The sequence below is a fragment of the Aromatoleum sp. genome, assembly GCF_036675785.1.
Lineage (GTDB): Bacteria > Pseudomonadota > Gammaproteobacteria > Burkholderiales > Rhodocyclaceae > Aromatoleum.
Genome location: NZ_JAKFEF010000053.1, coordinates 67,172 through 87,274, shown reverse-complemented (window position 1 = coordinate 87,274; position 20,103 = coordinate 67,172). Strand labels below are relative to the sequence as shown.

The following is a 20,103-nucleotide window of genomic DNA, read 5'->3' as shown; positions in this document are numbered from 1 at the left end:
GTCGTGGTCTCCGACAGCACCTTCTCGACGTCGAGCATCATCACGAGCTTCTTGTCGGCCAGTTCGGTCACTGCGGTGACGAGTCCGCCGAGCTTCGCGGTGAGCATGTCCGGCGGCACTCTCATCTGCGACCAGTCGAGCCGCAGGATCGTATCGACCGCCTCGACGAGAAAGCCCTGCGTGTGGCCGTTGTATTCGGTCACGATCATGATGTCGCGCCGGCTGTCGAGGCCAACGCCGACGTAGCGCGCGAGATCGACGACCGGCACGAGCGCGCCGCGCAGGCTCACCATCCCCTGCACCGAACCAGGCATCTCCGGCGCCGCGGTGATTTCGGGCGTGCGCATGACTTCGCGCACCTTGAAGACGTTGATGCCGAAGGTTTCGCGCCGTCCGGTACGCGCGTCCACGCCGAGCGTGAACAGCAGGATTTCCAGCTTGTTTGTGCCGGCGAGCCGTGTTCGGGCGTCGATGTTCTTGAACAGTTCGGACATTTCACTCTCCGCGCGATGCGGGCTAGATGGAGGCGCTCCGCCCCGGTTTGTCTTGGGATAACGTCAGCAGCGGCGATTTCTTGAGTCTTTCTGCAGCGCGTTTTTCCGTTTCCGCGTGGCGGCATTTTCCCATCGGGTGCGTCGCCGGCAGCGCTTCCGCCGGCCGGAATGCGACTGGATCGCGCGTGGCGTGGAGTCCGTCACACCCGGAGCGACCCGGACGAAACGGGCGTTACGCCGAATGCACGGTGATCTGATTCAGGATCCGCGGCCCGATGTCCTTCAACGGCAGAACCTCCCGCACCGCGCCGATTGCCGCTGCCTCCCTCGGCATTCCGTAAACCACGCACGAATCGTGGTCCTGGGCAATCGTCCACGCCCCCGCCTCGCGCATCGCGAGCAAACCCTTCGCGCCATCCTTGCCCATCCCGGTGAGCAGGACGCCGATCGCCGACGGACCGACGTGAAGCGCCGCGGCGTGGAACAGCACGTCGACCGAAGGCCGATGGCGATTGACCGGTTCCGCACGCGAGAGGCTGCAGTGAAAGCCACCGGCCCGCTGAATCGCGAGGTGGGAATGACCTGGCGCGAGATACACGCAGCCGGGCGACACCGGCTCGCCGTCCTCGGCCTCCTTGACCTTCAGCAGGCAAAGGCCGTCCAGCCGGCGGGCGAACGAGCCGGTGAAGATCTCCGGCATATGCTGCACGACGAGGATCGGCGGTGCGGTCGGCGGCAGCGAGAGCAGCACTTCCTTGATCGCCTCGGTCCCGCCGGTCGATGCGCCGATGAAGATGATGCGGGGCGCCGCGGCGCTTCGCGACATCGGGGTGAGCTTACGCAACATCGGCGTCGAGGCGCAGATAGACGGTGCGGCCGACCGAGCGGAGCAAGTCGGCGGCATGGAGGAAGCTTTCCGAATGCCCGGCGAAAAGCGCACCGTTCTTGCGTAGCAGCGGCACGAAGCGCTTCAGAATCGCGTACTGGGTGGGCTTGTCGAAATAAATCATCACATTACGGCAGAAGATCGCGTCGAGCCCGCCTTGCACCGACCACACGGGATCGAGCAGGTTGATGCGCCGGAAGCTCAGCAGCCGCTGCAGTTCCGGACGCACGCGCAGCTCACCGCGTTCCGGGCCGGGCAGGAAATAGCGCCGCACGCGCTCGGGCGACATCCGCTCGAGCCGATCCTCGCGATAGTGCCCGCGCTGCGCCTGGGCGAGCACGTTCGTGTCGATGTCGCTCGCGAGGATCTGCACCGGAGGAGTCAGGGAGTCGAATGCCTCGCATGCGGTGATCGCCAGCGAGTACGGCTCCTCGCCCGTGGACGCGGCGCTGCACCAGATCCGGATCGTGCGCTTTTCCGCAACCCGCCGGAGGCGGTCGGCGAGGATGTCGAAATGATGGGCCTCGCGAAAAAAGGACGTGAGGTTCGTCGTCAACGAATTGACGAAAGTCTCCCATTCGCCCCGGTCGCGGTCGAGCCGAAGGAGATACTCCGCGAAAGTCCGATCCCCGCACGCGCGTAGCCGCCGCGCGAGCCGGCTGTACACCATGTCCTGTTTCGCCGGCGAAAGCACGATGCCGGCGTGGGCGTGGATCAGCTTGCGGATGCGCTCGAAGTCCGCGCCGGTGAATTCGAATTCGCGGTCGCGCGACGAGACGTCCGTGAGCGGCGGGCGCACGGCATCGACGATCGACGACGGCGCGGGTCGCGCCGCGGACGGCGCCCGCGGCTTTCCGAAGCGCGCGGGGTCGCGCATCGTCATGCGCGGGACTCCTCGCCCGCGGCTGCCAGGACGTTTCGAACCGCAGGCTTTTCCGACTCATGCCCCGCCTGCCGCGGCGTCATGACGAAGACCGCCCTTGTGCCGCGGTCCTGGTCCGCGCCGCGGCGGCCGGCACCGGCTGCGTTTCGATGTTCTTCCGCAGCGCTTCGTCATCAACCGGTACGCCGGCGCTGACGTCGACCGTACCGCCCTCGGCGCGCACCGCTTCCTCCTTGCGCCGATTCATCACGATGATGCTGATCCGGCGGTTCGTCGGGTCGAACAGGTCGTCGCTCTTGAACGGAACGGTTTCGGCAAGCCCGACGACGCGTACGACCTTTGCCGGCGCGAGCCCGCCCGCGATCAGCTCCCGACGTGACGCGTTCGCCCGGTTCGCGGACAGCTCCCAGTTCGAGAACCCGCGCTCGCCGCCGGCGTACTGAGCGGCGTCCGTGTGGCCGGAAAGAATCAGGCGGTTCGGCACGTCGTTGAGCGCCCGGCCGATCGCCTGCAGCAGGTCGCGGGTGTACGGCTGCAGGTGATCGCTCGCCGTATTGAACATCGGGCGATTCTGCTCGTCGACGATCTGGATCCGCAGGCCTTCGAAAGTGATGTCTATCAGGATCTGGTTCCTGAAGCTGCGCAGCTTCGGATCGGCCTCGATCAGCGCCTCGATCCGCCCCTTCAGTTCGACGAGCCGCGCCTGTTCGCGAATCGCTTCCGTTCCGTCGTCGTCGCCGTCGACACGATACTCCTCGCGCCCTTTCGCCGCGTCGAGGTTGATCGACCGGCGCGTACGCACGTCGCCGCGCTTGTTCTGTCCGAGGGAGCGCGACAGATCCTCGCCACCCCCCTTGATCAAGCTCGAACTGTCGCCCGAGCCCGAGCCCCCTTGAAGCGACACTTTGAGCGGGTTCAGGAATTGATCGGCGATGCCTTCGAGGTCACCTTGCGCCGTCGATCCGAGCAGCCACATCAACAGGAAAAACGCCATCAACGCCGTCACGAAGTCGGCATAGGCGATTTTCCACGCGCCGCCGTGCGCCGCGCCGGCGACCTTGCGGATCCGCTTGACGATGATCGGCTGCTGCGTGTCGTCGCTCATCGCTCACCGCTCCGGGGAAAGATCGGAGTATTCGAAGGCCGGCTCGTCACGGCGCGCTCAACCCTTCCGGCTCTTGATGTCCTGCTCGAGTTCGGCGAACGTCGGCCGCTCGGTCGAATACAGCGCCTTGCGACCGAATTCGATCGCGACCTGCGGCGCGTAGCCGTTCATGCTCGCGAGCAGCACGAGCTTGATGCATTCGTAGACCTTGCCGCCCTCATCGACGCGTTGCTCGAGCTGGCTCGCGATCGGCTGGATGAATCCGTACGAAAGCAGGATCCCGAGGAAGGTGCCGACGAGCGCGCCGCCGATCATCTTGCCGAGCACGGCCGGCGGCTGGCCGACCGAGCCCATGACGTTCACGACGCCCATGACGGCGACGACGATACCGAAGGCCGGCAGCGCATCGCCGAGCTTCGCGACGATGTGCGGCACCGCGTGCGCCTCCTCGTGGTGCGTTTCGATCTCCTTGTCCATCAGGCCTTCGATCTCGAACGCGTTGAGGTTTCCGCCGACCATCATCCGCAGATAATCGGTGAGGAATTCCACCGCGTGGTGATCGGCCGCGATCGCCGGATATTTCGTGAAGATCGGACTGGAATCGGGGTTATCGACGTCGTTCTCGATCGACATCAGCCCTTCCTTACGCACCTTCGCGAGGATCTCGTACAAGAGCGCGAGAAGCTCCATGTACATCGCCTTCGTGTAGGGAGAACCCTTCAGGATCGACGGGACCGTGCGCAAGGTCGCCTTGACGGCCTTCGGCCCGTTGCTCGCCACCAGTGCGCCGATCGCGAGGCCGACGATCGCGAGGTATTCGAACGGCACCCACAGCGCCATCAGGCTGCCGTGGACGGAATAGGTCCCGACCGAGGCCAGAAGAATGACTACATAACCGATAAGCAGAAACACCGGGAGGCCCCTGTTGATTCATCCGCGCAGATGCCGGCGCATCCCGCAAGCTTCTGGCATTTAACGTCCGCGGCCGGTGCAACTTGAGCCCGAAAAACGAAAGGGCCGCCCGCGGTCGCGGCGGCCCCCGAAGATGGCGAAGGACGGCTCAGCCGGCGTCGACAAGCGCAGTCTTCGTCGCGCGACGCGTCTTGCCGGCGCGGGAAGGCATGTTGCAGAGCCCGCAGACGAAATCGTGTGTCGGGTCGTACGCGTGGGCGACGAAATGTCCGCCGCAGCTCTTGCAGGGCGCGAGCTGCAACAGGTCGGCATCGAAGAAGCGGACCAGCGTCCAGGCCCGCGTGAGGCTCAGCACCGGCTCCATCGCCTCGGCTTCGATGTGATCCAGGTAGAGATGGTAGGCCTTGAGGATCGCGTCGAGTCCTTTCAGTCCGGTGCTGCTGCGGAAGAACTCGAAGAAGCCCATGAACAGCGACGCGTGCACGTTCGGCTGCCAGGTGATGAACCAGTCGGTGGAAAACGGCAGCATCCCCTTCGGTGGCGACACCCCGCGGACTTCCTTGTAGATCTTCAGCAAACGTTCCCGGCTGAGCTTCGTCTCGGCTTCGAGCATTTGCATGCGTGCGCCGAGACGAACCATTTCCGCGGCACGTTGAATGTCCTCGGCTTCCTCGATAACGCTCTTGTTCTTCACGTTCTTCTCCTCGACTCGCATCATGCGGACGCGAAATTCGCAGGCTAACGATCCAATTCCTGGACCGGCTTTCCGGCCGCGAGAATTGCGGCGTGCAGGCTCGACGACGCCGCGTCCCGCCCCTTCCCTGCGAGCAGGCCGGTGAGCAGCACATCGTCGAAGCGGAACTTCGGCAGCAGCACTTGGCTGCTCGCCATCTTTACGAGCTTCGCGCTCGACAAACCGATGATCAGTTCGGCAATGTCGTTACCGATCCCCAGGCGGAACATTGCCGTTTCGCGATCGCTGCGGAGCATCTGCTGCGCGAGCATCAGATAAGCCAGGTTCAGTTCCTGGATTTCTGCCTGAAAGTCCGGACGTTGCATATTTACCCCGTGAGGGATCCCTACGGGACGGTAGGGTTCAATTGTGACAAATTGCGACAAAGTTGCCAAGGCAGGCGCCTGTCGCGCCAACCATCCAAACAAACGACTCAGGGAGCCGTCGATCGGGGCGAACGTTTTCATTACCGAGAACGGGGTGCCTTCCGGGGAGCGTCCGGTTCCACTAATAGGAATCGAACCCGACGCTCACGAATTCCACCGACAGCCACCCGATCCCCATGCCCCGCGAGATACGACCTTCGGTCTACCCGAACGCCGACTCGCTCTACTCTGACCTAAGCAATACCTATGCCTATCATTCCCCGGACAACTGGACCGCCTGTCTCGAACATGCGCCCGCAGAGCCGGTCAAGCTAGAATTGATCGTCCCCCAAAAGCCTGCGGCTCCGCCATGAAGTTTTGCTCGAATTGCGGTTCGACCGTCCAATTGCGCGTTCCCGCCGGTGACACGCTGCTCCGCCACACCTGCGTCAGCTGCGGGAGCATCCATTACGAGAACCCCAAGATCGTCGTCGGCGCGATCCCCGAATGGGAAGACCGCATCCTGCTGTGCCGGCGAGCGATCGACCCGCGTCACGGATACTGGACCCTGCCGGCCGGCTTCATGGAAAACTCGGAGACGACCGCGCAGGCGGCGGCGCGGGAGACGCTCGAGGAAGCCTGCGCGCGGATCGAGGTCGGCGACATGTTCACGCTGATCAACGTCCCGCACATCAGCCAGGTGCATATCGTCTACCGCGCGCGCCTGCTCGACCTCGACTTCCGGCCCGGCGAGGAATCGCTCGAAGTGGCGTTGTTTTCGGAGGACGAGATCCCGTGGGACGACATCGCGTTCCGCACGATCAGCCTGTCATTGCGCCGCTTCTTCGAAGACCGCCGCCGCGGCACGTTCCGCTTCCACGAAGAGGACATTACCGCGCCGCCTCCAGACACCATCTGAACCCCGGGCGCGATTGCCGATCCAACGGTTGTGCGCCGTCCGTAGCACGAACCCGGCCGAACGGCTTTTCATCGAGCCGGCGCGCGGGGCACGAACGGACGGAACGACCGACAGGAGGTGAACGTGGTGACCGCTGGCGATGACACTGCAGTCGAATCGGAAAGACGACGAACGTCGCCGCGCGTCAAAGTCGCCGCCGTTCACCACCCCTGGATCCTCACCCTGGACGTGCGCGGCCTACCCCACCGCTGGATCAACTGGCAGGCCGCGTGTCATTACTACGCGCTGGACATGGTCGCGTGGTCGGTCGGGAGCCGCCAGTTCCGATTCGTCGGCGGCATCTCCCGGGCGACCGGCGAGCGCTCTGAGATCACCGCGAACAGCATCATCGCGATCAAGGGACGCAATTATCGCCCCGAGAGCCACAGCATCGTTCCGCCCTTGAACAACCGTGAATTGTTTCACCGCGACAGGTACATCTGCGCATACTGCGGCTACGGCTTTGCCGGTAACGTGCTGACCCGCGAACACATCGTGCCGGTTTCGCAAGGCGGACGGGACGTGTGGATGAACGTCGTGACGGCATGCCGGCCGTGCAACCAGCGCAAGAGCGGGCGCACGCCCGAGCAGGCGCGAATGGCGTTGCTGTATGCCCCTTATGTGCCGAACAAGGCGGAATACCTGATCCTTTGCAACCGCAACATCCTTGTTGACCAGATGGACTTTCTCGCGCGCCACGTGCCGCGCCAGAGCCGCCTCCACCTCCCCTGACCGCTCGTGACGACGACGCAACCGAATCCGGGCTCCGGCGCCCCGAGGCTCGCGCTGACGAACATCCGGAAGGTTTACCCGACCACAGTCGGCGGCCTGCTTCGATACCAGGCTGAAAGTGCCGTGCAGCCCGACCCGTCCACACCGCTCGATCGCCCGGGACATCGCGCGGTCGCACGTTGCGCGCCGTAACGCTGCGGCGTCTTGGCTACAATCCGGGTCGTTTCCGTCGCGGACGATCCAGGGCTACGCAATGACCGTTTCTCCGAGCCTGCGCGCCGTGCGCGGCGCGCTCGTGCACTTTCTCGACGACCCGGGCGACGCCGGCGCCGCCGCCTGCGAGCACGTCGAAGATGGCGTGCTGATCGTGCGGAACGGCCGGGTCGCCGAATCCGGGCCTGCCGCCGACCTGCTCGTGAAGCTGCCCGCGGGCACCCCGGTCGACGACCACCGCGGCAAGCTCGTGCTGCCGGGCTTCATCGACACGCACATCCACTACGCGCAAACCGACGTCGTCGCGAGCTATGGCGAACAACTGCTCGCGTGGCTCGAGAAATACACCTTCCCGGCCGAGCGCCGGTTCGAGGACGCGGCGCACGCGGCCGCGGTCGCCGAGTTCTTCTGCGACGAATTGCTCAAGAACGGCACGACGACCGCGCTCGCGTTCGCGACAGTGCATCCTGCGTCGGTCGACGCGCTGTTCGGCGCCGCCGGGAAACGTGGGATGCGGATGATCGCCGGCAAAGTGCTGATGGACCGCAACTGCCCGGACTTCCTCCGCGACACCGCGGCGAGCGGCTACGCCGAGTCGAAGGCGCTGATCGAGCGCTGGCACGGCCGCGACCGCCTGCTATACGCGATCACGCCGCGCTTCGCACCGACCTCGACGCCGGAGCAGATGCGGCTGGCGGGACGGTTGTACGCCGAGCACCGCGGCGTATATCTGCAGTCGCACGTCGCCGAAAATCCCGGCGAAGTCGCGTGGGCGAAGGAGTTGTATCCCGAAGCGCGCAGCTATCTGGACGTCTACGAACGCTACGGCCAGCTCGGCGCGCGCAGCGTCTATGCTCATTGCATTTTGCTCGACGAGGCGGACCGGGCGCGGATGGCCGCGACCGGGGCGTCGATCAGCTTCTGCCCGACGTCGAATCTGTTCCTCGGCTCCGGCCTGTTCGACCTCGACCGGGCACACGCGGCAGGCGTGCGGGTCGGACTCGGCACCGACATCGGCGCTGGCACGAGCTTCTCGATGCTGCAGACGCTCAACGAGGCGTACAAGGTGCTGCAGCTCCAGGGCCAGCGCCTGTCGCCCGAGCGGGCGTTCTACCTCGCAACGCTCGGCGGGGCACGCAGTCTCTACCTCGACGACCGCATCGGCAGCTTCCGGCCCGGCCGCGAGGCGGATTTCGTCATCCTCGACCCGGCGGCGACCCCCCTCCTCGCCCGCCGCAGCGCCGCCGCCGCAACGATCGCCGAGCGATTGTTCATGCTGATGCTGCTCGGCGACGACCGCGCCGTCGCGGCGACGTACGTGCTCGGTGAGCCGGCGTGGCGGCGCGGCTGACGGCGCCGATCGACCGGCGCGAGCGCCCTTCCTCCGACGAACGTTCCGGCGAGTCGATGAGACTGCCCGGCTTTCAGGTTCGTCCCGCGCAGCGACCGGACGTTTTTTTGCGGGTGAATGATCTACAGGCCCGGGCAATTCTTACGGATCCGCCAAGCCGGTTCACCCGCACCGCCCGGCTACCGTTCCAAGGCCGCAGTGCGCGACTCGCCCGTTGGCGCGCTGCAAGCGGGTGCGCCTGTCGCTTGCCGTGTGCGGGTCCGCGCCCGGGCCTCGCACTTGCGTGAACCGGTCGATGGGCGCCACTGCGCGGGCCCGTCGTGAGGACGAAAAACGCGAAACGGAAGGAGCGACACCATGCTTAAACGCGCGGCCAACATCGTCGGCGCCGTCTTCGTCGCCGTCGGCATTCTCGGCTTCATCGATGCGATAGCGCCCGCCGACGCCGAAGGGAACGCGCTGCTGCTCGGGATCTTCGCGGTGAATCCGATGCACAACACGGTTCACCTGCTGTCCGGGATCCTCGCGCTGTTCGTCGGATTGCGCAGCGAGGAGGCGAGCATGCTGTACTTCCGCGGCCTCGGCCTGATCTACGCGCTCGTCGCGGTGGCCGGCCTCTTCGTCGGACATGGCACTTTGCTCGGCATGGCCCACAACCCGGCGGACCTCGTGCTGCACGCGCTCATCGCCTCCGGGGCGCTCTACCTCGGCTTCGCTCCGCTGCGCCGGGTTGCGTAAGCTTCGGGCGTTCCCGGCCCTCGCCAGAGCGGCGCTGTGCGAGGGTCGAGGCGCAAGCTGCCAGCGTCAGCTTTCGAGCTCGGGCCGCACCTCGAACTGCGCGAGCGCCTCCGGGTTCGCGAGCGCCTCGATGTTCTTCACCGGCCGGCCATGCACGACGTTGCGCACCGCGAGTTCGACGAGCTTGCCGCTCTTCGTGCGCGGGACGTCGGTGACCTGGACGACTCGGGCCGGTACGTGGCGCGGGGTCGCGTTGTCGCGGATCGCCTGTTTGATGCGCGCGACGAGTGCGTCGTCGAGCGTGACCCCCTCGCGCAGCCGCACGAACAGCACGACGCGCACGTCGGTCGGCTCGGACGGCGGCCAGTCCTGGCCGATGACGAGCGACTCGAGCACTTCGGGCAGCTTCTCGACTTGGCGATAGATTTCGGCGGTGCCGATGCGCACGCCGCCAGGGTTCAGCGTCGCATCCGACCGTCCGTAGATGATCACGCCGCCGTGCTGCGTGATCTCGCAGAAGTCGCCGTGGCACCACACGCCTGGGAAGCGCTCGAAGTAGGCGGCGTGGTACTTCGCGCCGTCGGGGTCGTTCCAGAAGCCGATCGGCATGCTCGGGAAGGGCTTGCGGCACACCAGTTCGCCTTTCTCGCCGACGACGGGGCGGCCGTCGTCGTTCCACACTTCGACCGCGAGGCCGAGGCCGACGCACTGGATCTCGCCGCGCCACACCGGCAGCGTGGGGTTGCCGAGCACGAAGCACGACACGATGTCGGTGCCGCCCGAGATCGACGCGAGTTGCACGTCGCGCTTGATCGACGCATAGACGAAGTCGAAGCTCTGCGGGGCCAACGGGCTGCCGGTCGACACCACCGCGCGCAGCGCGGACAGATCGTGCGACTCGGTCGGGCGGACGCTCCCCTTCGCGAGCGTCTCGATGTATTTCGCCGACGTGCCGAAGTGGGTGATGCGTTCGCGCTCGGCGTAGTCCCAGAGAATCCTGCCGTCGTCGACGAAGGGGTTGCCGTCGTAGAGCATCAGCGTCGCGCCCGCGGCGAGGCCGGACACGAGCCAGTTCCACATCATCCAGCCGCAGGTCGTGAAGTAGAAAAGGTTGTCGCCTTCGCGCACGTCGGCGTGGAGCTTGTGTTCCTTCAGGTGCTGCAGCAGCGTGCCGCCCGCGCCGTGGACGATGCATTTCGGCACGCCGGTCGTGCCGGACGAATACATCACGTAGAGCGGATGGTTGAACGGCAGGCGGACGTATTTCGGCTCGGTTCCGCCGAGATGCGGCGCGACGAAGTCGTCGTACGACAGCGCGCCGGGCAGACCCGACAGGTCGAGACTCCGGCCGGCCGCGAGGTAGGGCACGACGACGAGGCGTTGGACGCTCGGCAGTTGCGGGATCAACGCGGCGAGCTTGCCGCGCACGTCGATCGGCTTGCCGTTGTACCAGTAGCCGTCGCACGCGAGCAGCAGCTTGGGTTCGGTCTGACCGAAGCGGTCGAGCACGCCCTGCACGCCGAAGTCCGGCGACGCGCTGGTGAAGACCGCGCCGATGCTCGACGCCGCGAGCATCGCGACGAGCGTCTCGGGCATGTTCGGCATGAACGCGGCGACGCGGTCGCCCTGCTCGACACCCAGCGCGCGCAGCGCCGCGGCGAAGCGCGCGACTTCGATGCGTAGCTCCGCGCGCGTCATGCGCCGCTCGAGCTTGTCCTCGCCGCGGAACACCAGCGCCTGCGGGTTGCCGCTGTCGCGCAACAGGTTCTCGGCGAAGTTCAGCCGCGCGTCGGGGAACCACGTTGCGCCGGGCATCCGTTCCGCGTCGATCAGGCCGCGCTCGCCCTGCTCGCCGACGACGCCGCCGAATTCCCACACCTCGCGCCAGAACGCGACCGGCGAATGGATGGACCAGTCGTGCAGCGCCGTGTAATCGGCGAGCGGCAGGCCGGTCGCGGCACGCGCGCGTTCGGTGAAGGCAGTGATGCCGGCGACGGCGATCTGTGCCTCGCTCGGGCTCCACAGCGGAGCGTCCTCGAATTCGTTCTGCGTCATTTTCTTTTCCGTCTCCTCGGTTATCCGCCCGGCAATCGATTTCGACCGTCCGCGCTGAGCTCGCGTCAATACAACGGTCCGGCCGCCTGCGCGACGGAGTGCGTCGGCACGCCCTGGTCCACCGCCGCGCCCTGTTGCGCCGCGAGCGCCCGACGAAATCCGTCACGTTGCTGCAGGCGCTGCCAGTACGCGAGCGTGGCCGGCTTGAAGCGCTCCCCGAGCCCAATGTCGTCGGCGAGCAGCAGCGCGTAGCCGACCGACACGTCGGCCGCGGTGAAGCGACCGGCGCACAGGTACTCGCGGGACTCGAGCAGCGGCTCGAGCGTGCGCAGGCGCGACAGGAACCAGCGCGTGTAGTCTTCGGCCGCCTGAGGCAGCCGGCGTTCCTCAGGCTCGAAGCGGCTGTAGCGCAGGATCAGCGTCTGCGGGAAGGTCAGCGTCGCCTCGCCGAAATGCAGGAAATTCAGATACGGTCCGAACTCCGGCTCGTCGGTCTCAACATTGAGTTGCCGCGGGGAATGGCGCGCGGCGAGGTACTGGCAGATCGCCACGGACTCGGTCATCCGCGTCGCGCCGTCGAAAAACGCCGGAATCGTGCCGAGCGGATTCACGTCGAGATACGCCTCGGCATCGCGCCGCGGCGGAAACGGCAGGACCTTCAGCGCGTACGGCAGGCCGAGTTCTTCGAGCATCCACAGCGGGCGGAAAGAGCGGGCACTCAAGCAGTGGTACAGCGTCATCGTCATGGGTTGGGGCTCCCGGCCAGGTCGTGGTATGCGTCCGGCAACCGAGCACCGTTGGGCCTTCGACCGGTCCAGCACCAACGGTGGTATTCAGTTGCCGATTCAATTACGGAACCAAGTTCTTTGTTTTCGGGCGCGGCAGGCGCGGCCCCCGCGGTGGCTATTTTGCGCGGCGGCCGGCGAGCAACGCCCGTGAAACGCGCGACGCCGGCTCGCGTCCGAGCACCTCGCTGATCCACGCCCCGGCGTCGACGAGCCGGTCGAGATCGACTCCGGTGCCGATCCCGAGCCCGTTCATCAGCCAGACGACGTCCTCGGTCGCGACGTTCCCCGACGCGCCCTTCGCGTACGGGCAGCCGCCGAGGCCGGCAACCGACGCGTCGAACACCGCGACGCCGAGTTCGAGCGACGCGTAGATGTTCGCGATCGCCATGCCGTAGGTGTCGTGGTAGTGGCCGGCGAGCCGCGCGACCGGCACGCGTCGCATCGCGGCTTCGAGCATCCGCTGCGTCTTGCCCGGCGTGCCGGTGCCGATCGTGTCGCCGAGGCTGACCTCGTAGCAACCCATCTCGAACAGCGTGCCCGCGACGAGCGCGACCGCGTCGGGGCGAATCTCGCCTTCGTACGGGCAGCCGAGCACGCACGACACGTAGCCGCGCACCTTGACGCCCGCGGCCTTCGCCGCATCCATCACCGGCTCGAAGCGCTCGAGCGACTCGGCGATCGAGCAGTTGATGTTCTTCTGGCTGAAGGATTCGGACGCCGCGCCGAACACCGCGACCTCGTCCGCGCCGGCCGCGAGCGCCGCTTCGAAGCCTTTCAGGTTCGGCGTCAGCACCGGGAAGTCGAGGCCGGGCCTGCGCGTGACGCGCGCCATGACCTCCGCGTTGTCGCCCATCTGCGGCACCCACTTCGGCGACACGAAGGACGTCGCTTCGATCGCCGTCAGTCCCGCGTCGGCGAGCCGCGCGATCAGTTCGACCTTGGTATCGGTCGCGACGACCCGCTTCTCGTTCTGCAGGCCGTCGCGCGGTCCGACCTCGACGATCTTCACCGTCTTCGGCAGGTTCATTTCAATCTCCTCACCCACTCACGCGGTCTGCGCGTCGTCGAGCCCGAGCTCGCGCTTCATCTGCTCGCGGATCTGGAATTTCTGGATTTTGCCGGTTACGGTCATCGGGAAGCTGTCGACGAACTTGATGTAGCGCGGCACCTTGTAATGCGCGATCTGGCCCTTGCAGAACGCCTTGACCTCGTCGGCGGTCAGCTCTTCGCCTTCGCGCACGATGATCCACGCGCACAGCTCCTCGCCGTATTTCTGGTCCGGCACGCCGACGACCTGCACATCGAGGATTTTCGGATGGCGGTAGAGGAACTCCTCGATCTCGCGCGGATACAGGTTCTCGCCGCCGCGGATCACCATGTCCTTGATGCGGCCGACGATGTTGCAGAAGCCTTCGTCGTCGATCGTCGCGCGGTCGCCGGTGTGCATCCAGCCGGCGGCGTCGACCGCGTCCTTCGTCTTGTCCGCGTCGTCCCAGTAGCCGAGCATCACGGAGTAGCCGCGCGTGCACAGCTCCCCGGCGACGCCGCGCGGCACGATGCGGCCTTCGTTGTCGACGATCTTCACTTCGAGATGCGGCTGGATGCGTCCGACCGTCGATACGCGGCGTTCGATCGGATCGTCGGTGCCGCTCTGGAAGCTCACCGGCGACGTCTCGGTCATGCCGTACGCAATCGTGACCTCGCGCATGTTCATCCGGTCGATGACGCGCTTCATGACTTCGGTCGGGCACGGGCTGCCGGCCATGATGCCGGTCCTGAGGCGCGACAGGTCGAAGTCTCCGAAGCGCGGGTGGTCGAGCATCGCAATGAACATCGTCGGTACACCGTAGGCGGCGGTGCAACGTTCCTCGGCGAGGGTTTCGAGCACCGCGACCGGCTCGAACGCCTCGGACGGGTAGACCATCGTCGCGCCGTGCGTGAGGCAGCCGAGGTTGCCCATCACCATGCCGAAGCAGTGGTACAGCGGCACCGGGATGCACAGTCGGTCACCTTCGACGAGGCGGATCGCTTCGCCGACGAAATAGCCGTTGTTCAGGATGTTGTGATGCGACAGCGTCGCACCCTTCGGTTGGCCGGTCGTTCCCGACGTGAACTGGATGTTGATCGGATCGTCGAACTGCAGCCTTTCACCGCGTACCGACAGCTCGACGAGTTCGTCGCGCGACGGCGGCGCGAGGAGGTCGTCGAAGCTCAGCGTGCCGGGCGTTCTCTCGGCCCCCATGCGGATCACGAAATTCAGCGTCGGCAGCTTCGCGGCTTCGAGTGCCCCGGGCTCGCAGTCCCGGATCTCCGGCGCGAGGTCGGCGAGCATCGCGAGGTAGTCGCTCGATTTGAATGACGGCGACAGGATTAGTGCGCGGCAGCCGACCTTGTTGAGCGCATATTCGAGCTCGCTGCGACGGTAGGCCGGGTTGATATTGACGAGCACGAGGCCGGCTTTCGCGGTCGCGAACTGCGTCAGCGTCCATTCGAGGTTGTTCTGCGACCAGATGCCGACGCGGTCGCCGGGCGCGAGCCCGAGGCGCGTCAGCGCGCACGCGAGCGCGTCGACTTTCGCCTTCAGCTCCGCGTAGGTCAGCCGAACATTCTGGTGGCGCACGACGAGCGCCTCGCGCTGTGCGTGGCGCGCGCAGGCCTCATCGAAAAAGCGCCCAATCGTCCGGCCGATCAGCGGCTTGCCGGACGCGCCGTGGACATAGCTCAACTGGTTCATCGTGTCTCTCTCCGATGTTCGAGATTTGAATGTTCTTGTTGCGTTACCTGGGCGCGTAGGTCGGACTGAGGGAAGCGATGTCCCACCTCGTCCCCCAAATTGCGCATGCGCCAAGTTCGGCGTCGGCCTTCGCCTTCGGCTCACGCCGACCTGCCGTTCGCCCTCCTCGGCGCTGCGCGGCACGCTTCCGTTTCCGCTCCGGTCAGTCCTTCGTCGGCTCGAACTCGACGAGTTCCGCGCCGTCCCCGACCTGGTCGCCGACCACATAACGGAACGCCTTCACCGTTCCCGCAGCCGGCGCGTTGATCGTGTGCTCCATCTTCATCGCTTCGAGGATCAGCAGCGGCGCGCCCTTCGCGACTTTCGCGCCGGCTTCGGCGAGCAGCGCGATGACCTTGCCGGGCATCGGCGCGAGCAGCCCGCCTTCGGCGCCGCCGCCTTCGCCCGAGAAGTGCAGCGGGTCGACGTTCGCGAATTGCCAGCTGCGGCCGTGCAGGAACACGTGGCGCATGCGGCCGGCCGAAATCACCGTCGCGTCCATCCGCGTCCCGTCGAGCTCGACGCGCATCCCGCCGTGCGCATTGAGGCGCCCGCGCGCTTCGGCCGGGTGGCCGTCAACCGTCAGCGTGTAGCGGTCGCCGCGGTACGCGACCTGGACCGTCTTCTGTGCCTCGCCGAGCCGGAAGATCAGCGCGCGATTCGCGGTCGAATTCAGGCGCCAGCCGTCGCGCACGTGCCACGGCGACACCGGATCGCTGCCGCGACGGGATTCGTCTTCGGCGCGCAGGTTCTCGCGCAGCAGCTCGGCGAGCGCGGCGACGAAATACACCTCGGCCGGCGGCGTCTCGCCCTCGGGGAAGAGATAGGCCTTCTCGCGCTCGATCAGCCCGGTGTCGAGGTCCGCACCGGCAAACGCCGGGCACGCCGTGAGGCGGGACAGGAACTCGATGTTGTTTGCGACGCCGACGACGCGGTAGTCGGCGAGCGCTTGCAGCATCCGCGCGAGCGCCTGGTCGCGGTTCTCGTCCCAGACGATCAGCTTCGCGATCATCGGGTCGTAGAACGGGCTGATCTCGTCGCCCTCCTCGACGCCGGTGTCGACGCGCACGTGCAGCCCTTCGGCCGGGGGTGCCAAGTGCAGCAGCTTGCCGGTCGAGGGCAGGAAGCCTTTCGCCGGATCTTCCGCGTAAATCCGCGCTTCAAGCGCATGACCGCGGATCTGCAACTGTTCCTGCGCGAGCGGCAGCAGCTCGCCGGCGGCGACGCGCAGCTGCCACTCGACGAGGTCGAGCCCGGTGATCATCTCGGTGACCGGATGCTCGACCTGCAGCCGCGTGTTCATCTCCATGAAGTAGAACGTGCCGTCCTGGTTCGCGATGAACTCGACGGTGCCGGCGCCGACGTAGCTGACGGCCTTCGCCGCCTCGACCGCGGCCTTGCCCATCGCCGCACGGCGCTCCGGCGTCATGCCGGGCGCGGGCGCTTCCTCGAGGACCTTCTGATGACGGCGCTGCACCGAGCAATCGCGCTCGAAGAGGTACACGCAGTTGCCGTGCGTGTCGCCGAACACCTGGATCTCGATGTGGCGCGGGCGGGTCACGTATTTCTCGACCAGCACGTGCTCGTCGCTGAAGCTGGAGGCCGCCTCGCGCTTGCACGAGGCGAGGGCCGCCTCGAAGTCGTCGGACTTCTCGACGAGGCGCATGCCTTTGCCGCCGCCGCCGGCCGCGGCCTTGATCAGTACCGGATAGCCGATCCTGTCGGCCTGCTCGTGCAGGAAGCCCGGCTCCTGGTTGTCGCCGTGATAGCCCGGCGTCAGCGGCACGCCCGCCTGCTCCATCAGCTTCTTCGCTTCGGATTTCGAGCCCATCGCGCGGATCGCCGACACCGGCGGGCCGATGAAGACGATGCCTTCGCGCTCGCACGCGTCGCAGAAGACCTCGTTCTCGGACAGGAAGCCGTAGCCGGGGTGGATCGCCTGCGCGCCGGTCTGCTTCGCGGCGGCGATAATGCGGTCGATGACGAGATAGCTTTCCTTCGCCGCCGCTGGCCCGATCAGCACGGCCTCGTCAGCGAGGCGCACGTGGCGGGCGTTCGCGTCGGCCTCGGAGTAGACCGCGACGGTTCGGATACCCATCCTGCGAGCCGTCTTGATGACTCGGCAGGCGATTTCACCGCGGTTGGCGATCAGGATCTTTTCAAACATGGGTGCCTCCCGCGGCGAAATCGCCTGAGCATGCTGCGCATGCGAGGCGATGTGGCTTCGCCGCTGCGGCGCTGCGCGCCTGGTCGCCTCTATTTGCGATGAGGATCTTTTCGAACATTGTTGTCTCCTCCCCTTACATCCGGAACAGGCCGAACTTCGTCTGCGGGATCGGCGCGTTCAGCGTCGCAGACAGCGAGAGTCCGAGCACGCGCCGGCTCTGCGCCGGGTCGATGACGCCGTCGTCCCACAGGCGGGCGGTCGCGTAGTACGGGTGGCCCTGCACTTCGTACTGCTCGCGGATCGGCGCGCGGAAGGCTTCCTCGTCTTCCTTGCTCCACGTGCCGCCCTTCGCCTCGATGCCGTCACGGCGCACCGTCGCGAGCACGCTCGCGGCCTGCTCGCCGCCCATCACCGAGATGCGCGCGTTCGGCCACATCCACAGGAAGCGCGGGCTGTACGCGCGGCCGCACATGCCGTAGTTGCCGGCGCCGAACGAGCCGCCCATGATCATCGTCAGCTTCGGCACCTGCGTCGTCGCGACCGCAGTGACCATCTTCGCGCCGTCCTTCGCGATGCCGGCATTCTCGTACTTGCGGCCGACCATGAAGCCGGTGATGTTCTGCAGGAAGATCAGTGGGATGCCGCGCTGCGAGCACAGCTCGATGAAATGCGCGCCCTTCTGCGCTGACTCGCCGAACAGGATGCCATTGTTCGCGACGATGCCGACCGGGTAGCCGTAGAGCTGCGCGAAGCCGGTGACGAGCGTCGTGCCGTAGCGCGACTTGAATTCGTCGAAGCGCGAGCCGTCGACGACGCGCGCGATGACTTCGCGGACGTCGTAGGGCTTGCGGGTGTCGCTCGGGATGATCCCGTAGATCTCGTCCGGGTCGTACAGCGGCTCTTCGCCGCCGCCGAGGTTCATCTCCACCGGCTTCGTGCGATTCAGGTTCGAGACGATGCGGCGCGCGATGTAGAGCGCGTGCGCGTCGTTCTCGGCCAGATGGTCGGCGACGCCGGAGACGCGCGTATGCACGTCGCCGCCGCCGAGGTCCTCGGCGCTGACGACCTCGCCGGTCGCCGCCTTCACGAGCGGCGGACCACCGAGGAAGATCGTGCCCTGGTTCTTGACGATCACCGTCTCGTCGCTCATCGCCGGCACGTACGCGCCGCCGGCGGTGCACGAGCCCATCACGACCGCGATCTGCGGGATGCGCATCGCGGACATGTTCGCCTGGTTGAAGAAGATGCGGCCGAAATGCTCGCGGTCGGGGAACACCTCGTCCTGCGTCGGCAGGTTAGCGCCACCGGAATCGACTAGGTAGATGCACGGCAAGTTGTTCATCTGCGCGATTTCCTGCGCGCGCAGGTGCTTCTTCACCGTCATCGGGAAGTAGCTGCCGCCTTTCACCGTCGCGTCGTTCGCGACGATCATGCATTCGAGCCCTTTTACGCGACCGATGCCGGCGACGACGCCCGCGGACGCGGCCTCGTTGTCGTACATGCCGTACGCGGCCATCTGGCCGATCTCGAGGAAGGGCGTGCCCGGGTCGAGCAAGTGATTGACGCGGTCGCGCGGCAGCAGCTTGCCGCGCGCGGTGTGCTTGTCGCGCGCGGCCGCACCGCCGCCGAGCGACACTTCCGCGGCTTTCTCGCGCAGGTCAGCGACGAGGCTTTTCAGCGCCTCGGCGTTCGCCCGAAACTCCGGGCTGCGGGTGTTGATGTTCGACTTGAGGACCGTCATCACTCCGTCTCCGAGAACAGCTCGCGGCCGATCAGCATGCGGCGGATTTCGCTCGTGCCGGCGCCGATCTCGTACAGCTTCGCGTCGCGCCACAGGCGGCCGACCGGGTATTCGTTCGTGTAGCCGACGCCGCCGAGCGTCTGGATCGCCTCGCCCGCCATCCACGTCGCCTTCTCGGCCGAATACAGGATCGCGCCGGCGGCGTCCTTGCGCAGCGTCCGCGCGTGGTCGAGCCGGTCGCAGGCCTGGCCGACCGCATACACGTAAGCGCGCGTCGCCATCCACGTCGAGTACATATCGGCGAGCTTGCCCTGCATCAGCTGGAAGTCGCCGATCGGCTGGTTGAACTGCTTGCGCTCGTGCAGGTAGGGCACGACCGCGTCCATGCACGCGGCCATGATTCCGAGCGGGCCGCCGCACAGCACTGCGCGCTCGTAGTCGAGGCCGCTCATCAAAACTTTGACCCCGTTGCCGACGCCGCCGAGCACGTTCTCCTCCGGCACTTCGACGTCGTCGAAGAACAGCGGAAAGGTGTTCGAGCCGCGCATGCCGAGCTTGTCGAGGTGCGTGCCGTGGCTGAAGCCTTTCATGCCCTTCTCGACGATGAACGCGGTGATGCCGCGCGGGCCGGCGTCGAGGTCGGTCTTCGCATAGACGACGAGCGTGTCCGCGTCGCCGCCGTTCGTGATCCACATCTTCGCGCCGTTGAGCACATAGCGGTCGCTACGCTTGTCGGCCCGGAGCTTCATCGACACGACGTCGGACCCGGCGTTCGGCTCGCTCATCGCGAGCGCGCCGACGTGCTCGCCGGAAATCAGCTTCGGCAGGTACTTCATCTTCTGCACCGCGTTGCCGTTGCGGCGAATCTGATTCACGCACAGGTTCGAATGCGCGCCGTACGACAGGCCCACCGACGCCGACGCGCGCGAGACTTCCTCCAGCGCGACGATGTGCGCGAGGTAGCCCATGTTCGTGCCGCCGTATTCCTCCTCGACGGTCATCCCGTGCAGGCCGAGCTCGCCGAGCTTCTTCCACAGGTCGGCGGGGAACTCGTTGACCCGGTCGATCTCGCCTGCGCGCGGCGCGATCTGGTCGGCGGCGAAAGCCTGCACCGTGTCGCGCAGCATCTCTATGGTTTCGCCGAGGTTGAAGTTCAGGCTCGGAATGTTCATCGGGGTCTCCTCGTTCCTTGTCGATGGCGTTGTTTCG

Annotated in this window: 18 protein-coding genes; 4 read left to right on the top strand and 14 right to left on the bottom strand. The window is 66.3% G+C overall.

The window, feature by feature from the left end; genetic code table 11:
- From V6M37_RS11550 to flhD, 7 genes are all read right to left on the bottom strand, one after another.
- Positions 1 to 494 (bottom strand): chemotaxis protein CheW (locus V6M37_RS11550; protein WP_332673398.1); only part of this gene is annotated, 494 nt, incomplete at its 3' end.
- Between the two features lie 232 nt (positions 495 to 726).
- Positions 727 to 1,320: a CheB methylesterase domain-containing protein gene (locus tag V6M37_RS11545; protein WP_332673396.1), complete on the bottom strand. Its 594-nt coding sequence runs from the start codon at positions 1,318 to 1,320 to the stop codon at positions 727 to 729.
- Positions 1,321 to 1,330: 10 nt separating this feature from the next.
- A complete protein-coding gene (locus V6M37_RS11540) occupies positions 1,331 to 2,257 on the bottom strand; it encodes a CheR family methyltransferase (protein WP_442881012.1) in 927 nt (308 codons plus the stop codon).
- Positions 2,258 to 2,342: 85 nt separating this feature from the next.
- Positions 2,343 to 3,368, bottom strand: a complete 1,026-nt coding sequence (gene motB, locus V6M37_RS11535; RefSeq protein ID WP_332673393.1) for a flagellar motor protein MotB — start codon at positions 3,366 to 3,368, stop codon at positions 2,343 to 2,345.
- Positions 3,369 to 3,425: 57 nt separating this feature from the next.
- A complete protein-coding gene (gene motA / locus V6M37_RS11530; protein WP_332673391.1) occupies positions 3,426 to 4,280 on the bottom strand; it encodes a flagellar motor stator protein MotA in 855 nt (284 codons plus the stop codon).
- 148 nt (positions 4,281 to 4,428) lie between these two features.
- Positions 4,429 to 4,974: a flagellar transcriptional regulator FlhC gene (flhC, locus tag V6M37_RS11525; RefSeq protein ID WP_332673388.1), complete on the bottom strand. Its 546-nt coding sequence runs from the start codon at positions 4,972 to 4,974 to the stop codon at positions 4,429 to 4,431.
- 44 nt (positions 4,975 to 5,018) lie between these two features.
- Entirely contained in the window at positions 5,019 to 5,339 is a 321-nt protein-coding gene (gene flhD / locus V6M37_RS11520) for a flagellar transcriptional regulator FlhD (RefSeq protein WP_332673407.1), read from the bottom strand.
- 409 nt (positions 5,340 to 5,748) lie between these two features.
- Between flhD and V6M37_RS11515 the strand changes: the two genes are divergently transcribed.
- The 4 genes from V6M37_RS11515 (at position 5,749) to V6M37_RS11500 (ending at position 9,370) form a co-directional block, all read left to right on the top strand.
- Positions 5,749 to 6,297: an NUDIX hydrolase gene (locus V6M37_RS11515; RefSeq protein WP_332673387.1), complete on the top strand. Its 549-nt coding sequence runs from the start codon at positions 5,749 to 5,751 to the stop codon at positions 6,295 to 6,297.
- A gap of 126 nt (positions 6,298 to 6,423) precedes the next feature.
- Positions 6,424 to 7,068 (top strand): HNH endonuclease, encoded by a 645-nt coding sequence (locus V6M37_RS11510; protein WP_332673386.1) that lies wholly within the window; start codon positions 6,424 to 6,426, stop codon positions 7,066 to 7,068.
- A gap of 253 nt (positions 7,069 to 7,321) precedes the next feature.
- Positions 7,322 to 8,632, top strand: coding sequence for a guanine deaminase (guaD, locus tag V6M37_RS11505; RefSeq protein WP_332673385.1), 1,311 nt, complete (start codon positions 7,322 to 7,324; stop codon positions 8,630 to 8,632).
- A gap of 357 nt (positions 8,633 to 8,989) precedes the next feature.
- Positions 8,990 to 9,370, top strand: a complete 381-nt coding sequence (locus V6M37_RS11500) for a DUF4383 domain-containing protein (protein WP_332673383.1) — start codon at positions 8,990 to 8,992, stop codon at positions 9,368 to 9,370.
- Between the two features lie 66 nt (positions 9,371 to 9,436).
- Here V6M37_RS11500 and V6M37_RS11495 read toward each other — a convergent pair whose 3' ends face one another.
- The 7 genes from V6M37_RS11495 to V6M37_RS11465 form a co-directional block, all read right to left on the bottom strand.
- Positions 9,437 to 11,425, bottom strand: a complete 1,989-nt coding sequence (locus V6M37_RS11495) for an acetoacetate--CoA ligase (RefSeq protein ID WP_332673382.1) — start codon at positions 11,423 to 11,425, stop codon at positions 9,437 to 9,439.
- A gap of 65 nt (positions 11,426 to 11,490) precedes the next feature.
- Positions 11,491 to 12,171 (bottom strand): glutathione S-transferase family protein, encoded by a 681-nt coding sequence (locus V6M37_RS11490; protein ID WP_332673379.1) that lies wholly within the window; start codon positions 12,169 to 12,171, stop codon positions 11,491 to 11,493.
- Between the two features lie 157 nt (positions 12,172 to 12,328).
- The gene (locus tag V6M37_RS11485; protein ID WP_332673378.1) at positions 12,329 to 13,240 is read right to left on the bottom strand and encodes a hydroxymethylglutaryl-CoA lyase; all 912 of its coding nucleotides are present in this window, start codon (positions 13,238 to 13,240) and stop codon (positions 12,329 to 12,331) included.
- 18 nt (positions 13,241 to 13,258) lie between these two features.
- Entirely contained in the window at positions 13,259 to 14,947 is a 1,689-nt protein-coding gene (locus V6M37_RS11480; RefSeq protein WP_332673376.1) for an AMP-binding protein, read from the bottom strand.
- 202 nt (positions 14,948 to 15,149) lie between these two features.
- Positions 15,150 to 17,153: an acetyl/propionyl/methylcrotonyl-CoA carboxylase subunit alpha gene (locus V6M37_RS11475; protein WP_332673374.1), complete on the bottom strand. Its 2,004-nt coding sequence runs from the start codon at positions 17,151 to 17,153 to the stop codon at positions 15,150 to 15,152.
- A gap of 133 nt (positions 17,154 to 17,286) precedes the next feature.
- Positions 17,287 to 18,894, bottom strand: a complete 1,608-nt coding sequence (locus V6M37_RS11470; RefSeq protein WP_332673372.1) for a carboxyl transferase domain-containing protein — start codon at positions 18,892 to 18,894, stop codon at positions 17,287 to 17,289.
- The gene (locus V6M37_RS11465) at positions 18,894 to 20,066 is read right to left on the bottom strand and encodes an isovaleryl-CoA dehydrogenase (RefSeq protein WP_332673369.1); all 1,173 of its coding nucleotides are present in this window, start codon (positions 20,064 to 20,066) and stop codon (positions 18,894 to 18,896) included. The genes V6M37_RS11470 and V6M37_RS11465 overlap by 1 nt, the downstream gene beginning before the upstream one ends.
- Positions 20,067 to 20,103: the final 37 nt, after the last annotated feature.

Excerpts from the sequence above, each read along its gene's own strand:
- V6M37_RS11545 (WP_332673396.1), bottom strand. The coding sequence starts at position 1,320 with ATGTCGCGAAGCGCCGCGGCGCCCCGCATCATCTTCATCGGCGCATCG.
- V6M37_RS11540 (WP_442881012.1), bottom strand. The coding sequence starts at position 2,257 with ATGCGCGACCCCGCGCGCTTCGGAAAGCCGCGGGCGCCGTCCGCGGCG.
- motB (WP_332673393.1), bottom strand. The coding sequence starts at position 3,368 with ATGAGCGACGACACGCAGCAGCCGATCATCGTCAAGCGGATCCGCAAG.
- flhD (WP_332673407.1), bottom strand. The coding sequence starts at position 5,339 with ATGCAACGTCCGGACTTTCAGGCAGAAATCCAGGAACTGAACCTGGCT.
- V6M37_RS11515 (WP_332673387.1), top strand. The coding sequence starts at position 5,749 with ATGAAGTTTTGCTCGAATTGCGGTTCGACCGTCCAATTGCGCGTTCCC.
- guaD (WP_332673385.1), top strand. The coding sequence starts at position 7,322 with ATGACCGTTTCTCCGAGCCTGCGCGCCGTGCGCGGCGCGCTCGTGCAC.
- V6M37_RS11500 (WP_332673383.1), top strand. The coding sequence starts at position 8,990 with ATGCTTAAACGCGCGGCCAACATCGTCGGCGCCGTCTTCGTCGCCGTC.
- V6M37_RS11495 (WP_332673382.1), bottom strand. The coding sequence starts at position 11,425 with ATGACGCAGAACGAATTCGAGGACGCTCCGCTGTGGAGCCCGAGCGAG.
- V6M37_RS11490 (WP_332673379.1), bottom strand. The coding sequence starts at position 12,171 with ATGACGATGACGCTGTACCACTGCTTGAGTGCCCGCTCTTTCCGCCCG.
- V6M37_RS11485 (WP_332673378.1), bottom strand. The coding sequence starts at position 13,240 with ATGAACCTGCCGAAGACGGTGAAGATCGTCGAGGTCGGACCGCGCGAC.
- V6M37_RS11480 (WP_332673376.1), bottom strand. The coding sequence starts at position 14,947 with ATGAACCAGTTGAGCTATGTCCACGGCGCGTCCGGCAAGCCGCTGATC.
- V6M37_RS11475 (WP_332673374.1), bottom strand. The coding sequence starts at position 17,153 with ATGTTTGAAAAGATCCTGATCGCCAACCGCGGTGAAATCGCCTGCCGA.
- V6M37_RS11470 (WP_332673372.1), bottom strand. The coding sequence starts at position 18,894 with ATGACGGTCCTCAAGTCGAACATCAACACCCGCAGCCCGGAGTTTCGG.
- V6M37_RS11465 (WP_332673369.1), bottom strand. The coding sequence starts at position 20,066 with ATGAACATTCCGAGCCTGAACTTCAACCTCGGCGAAACCATAGAGATG.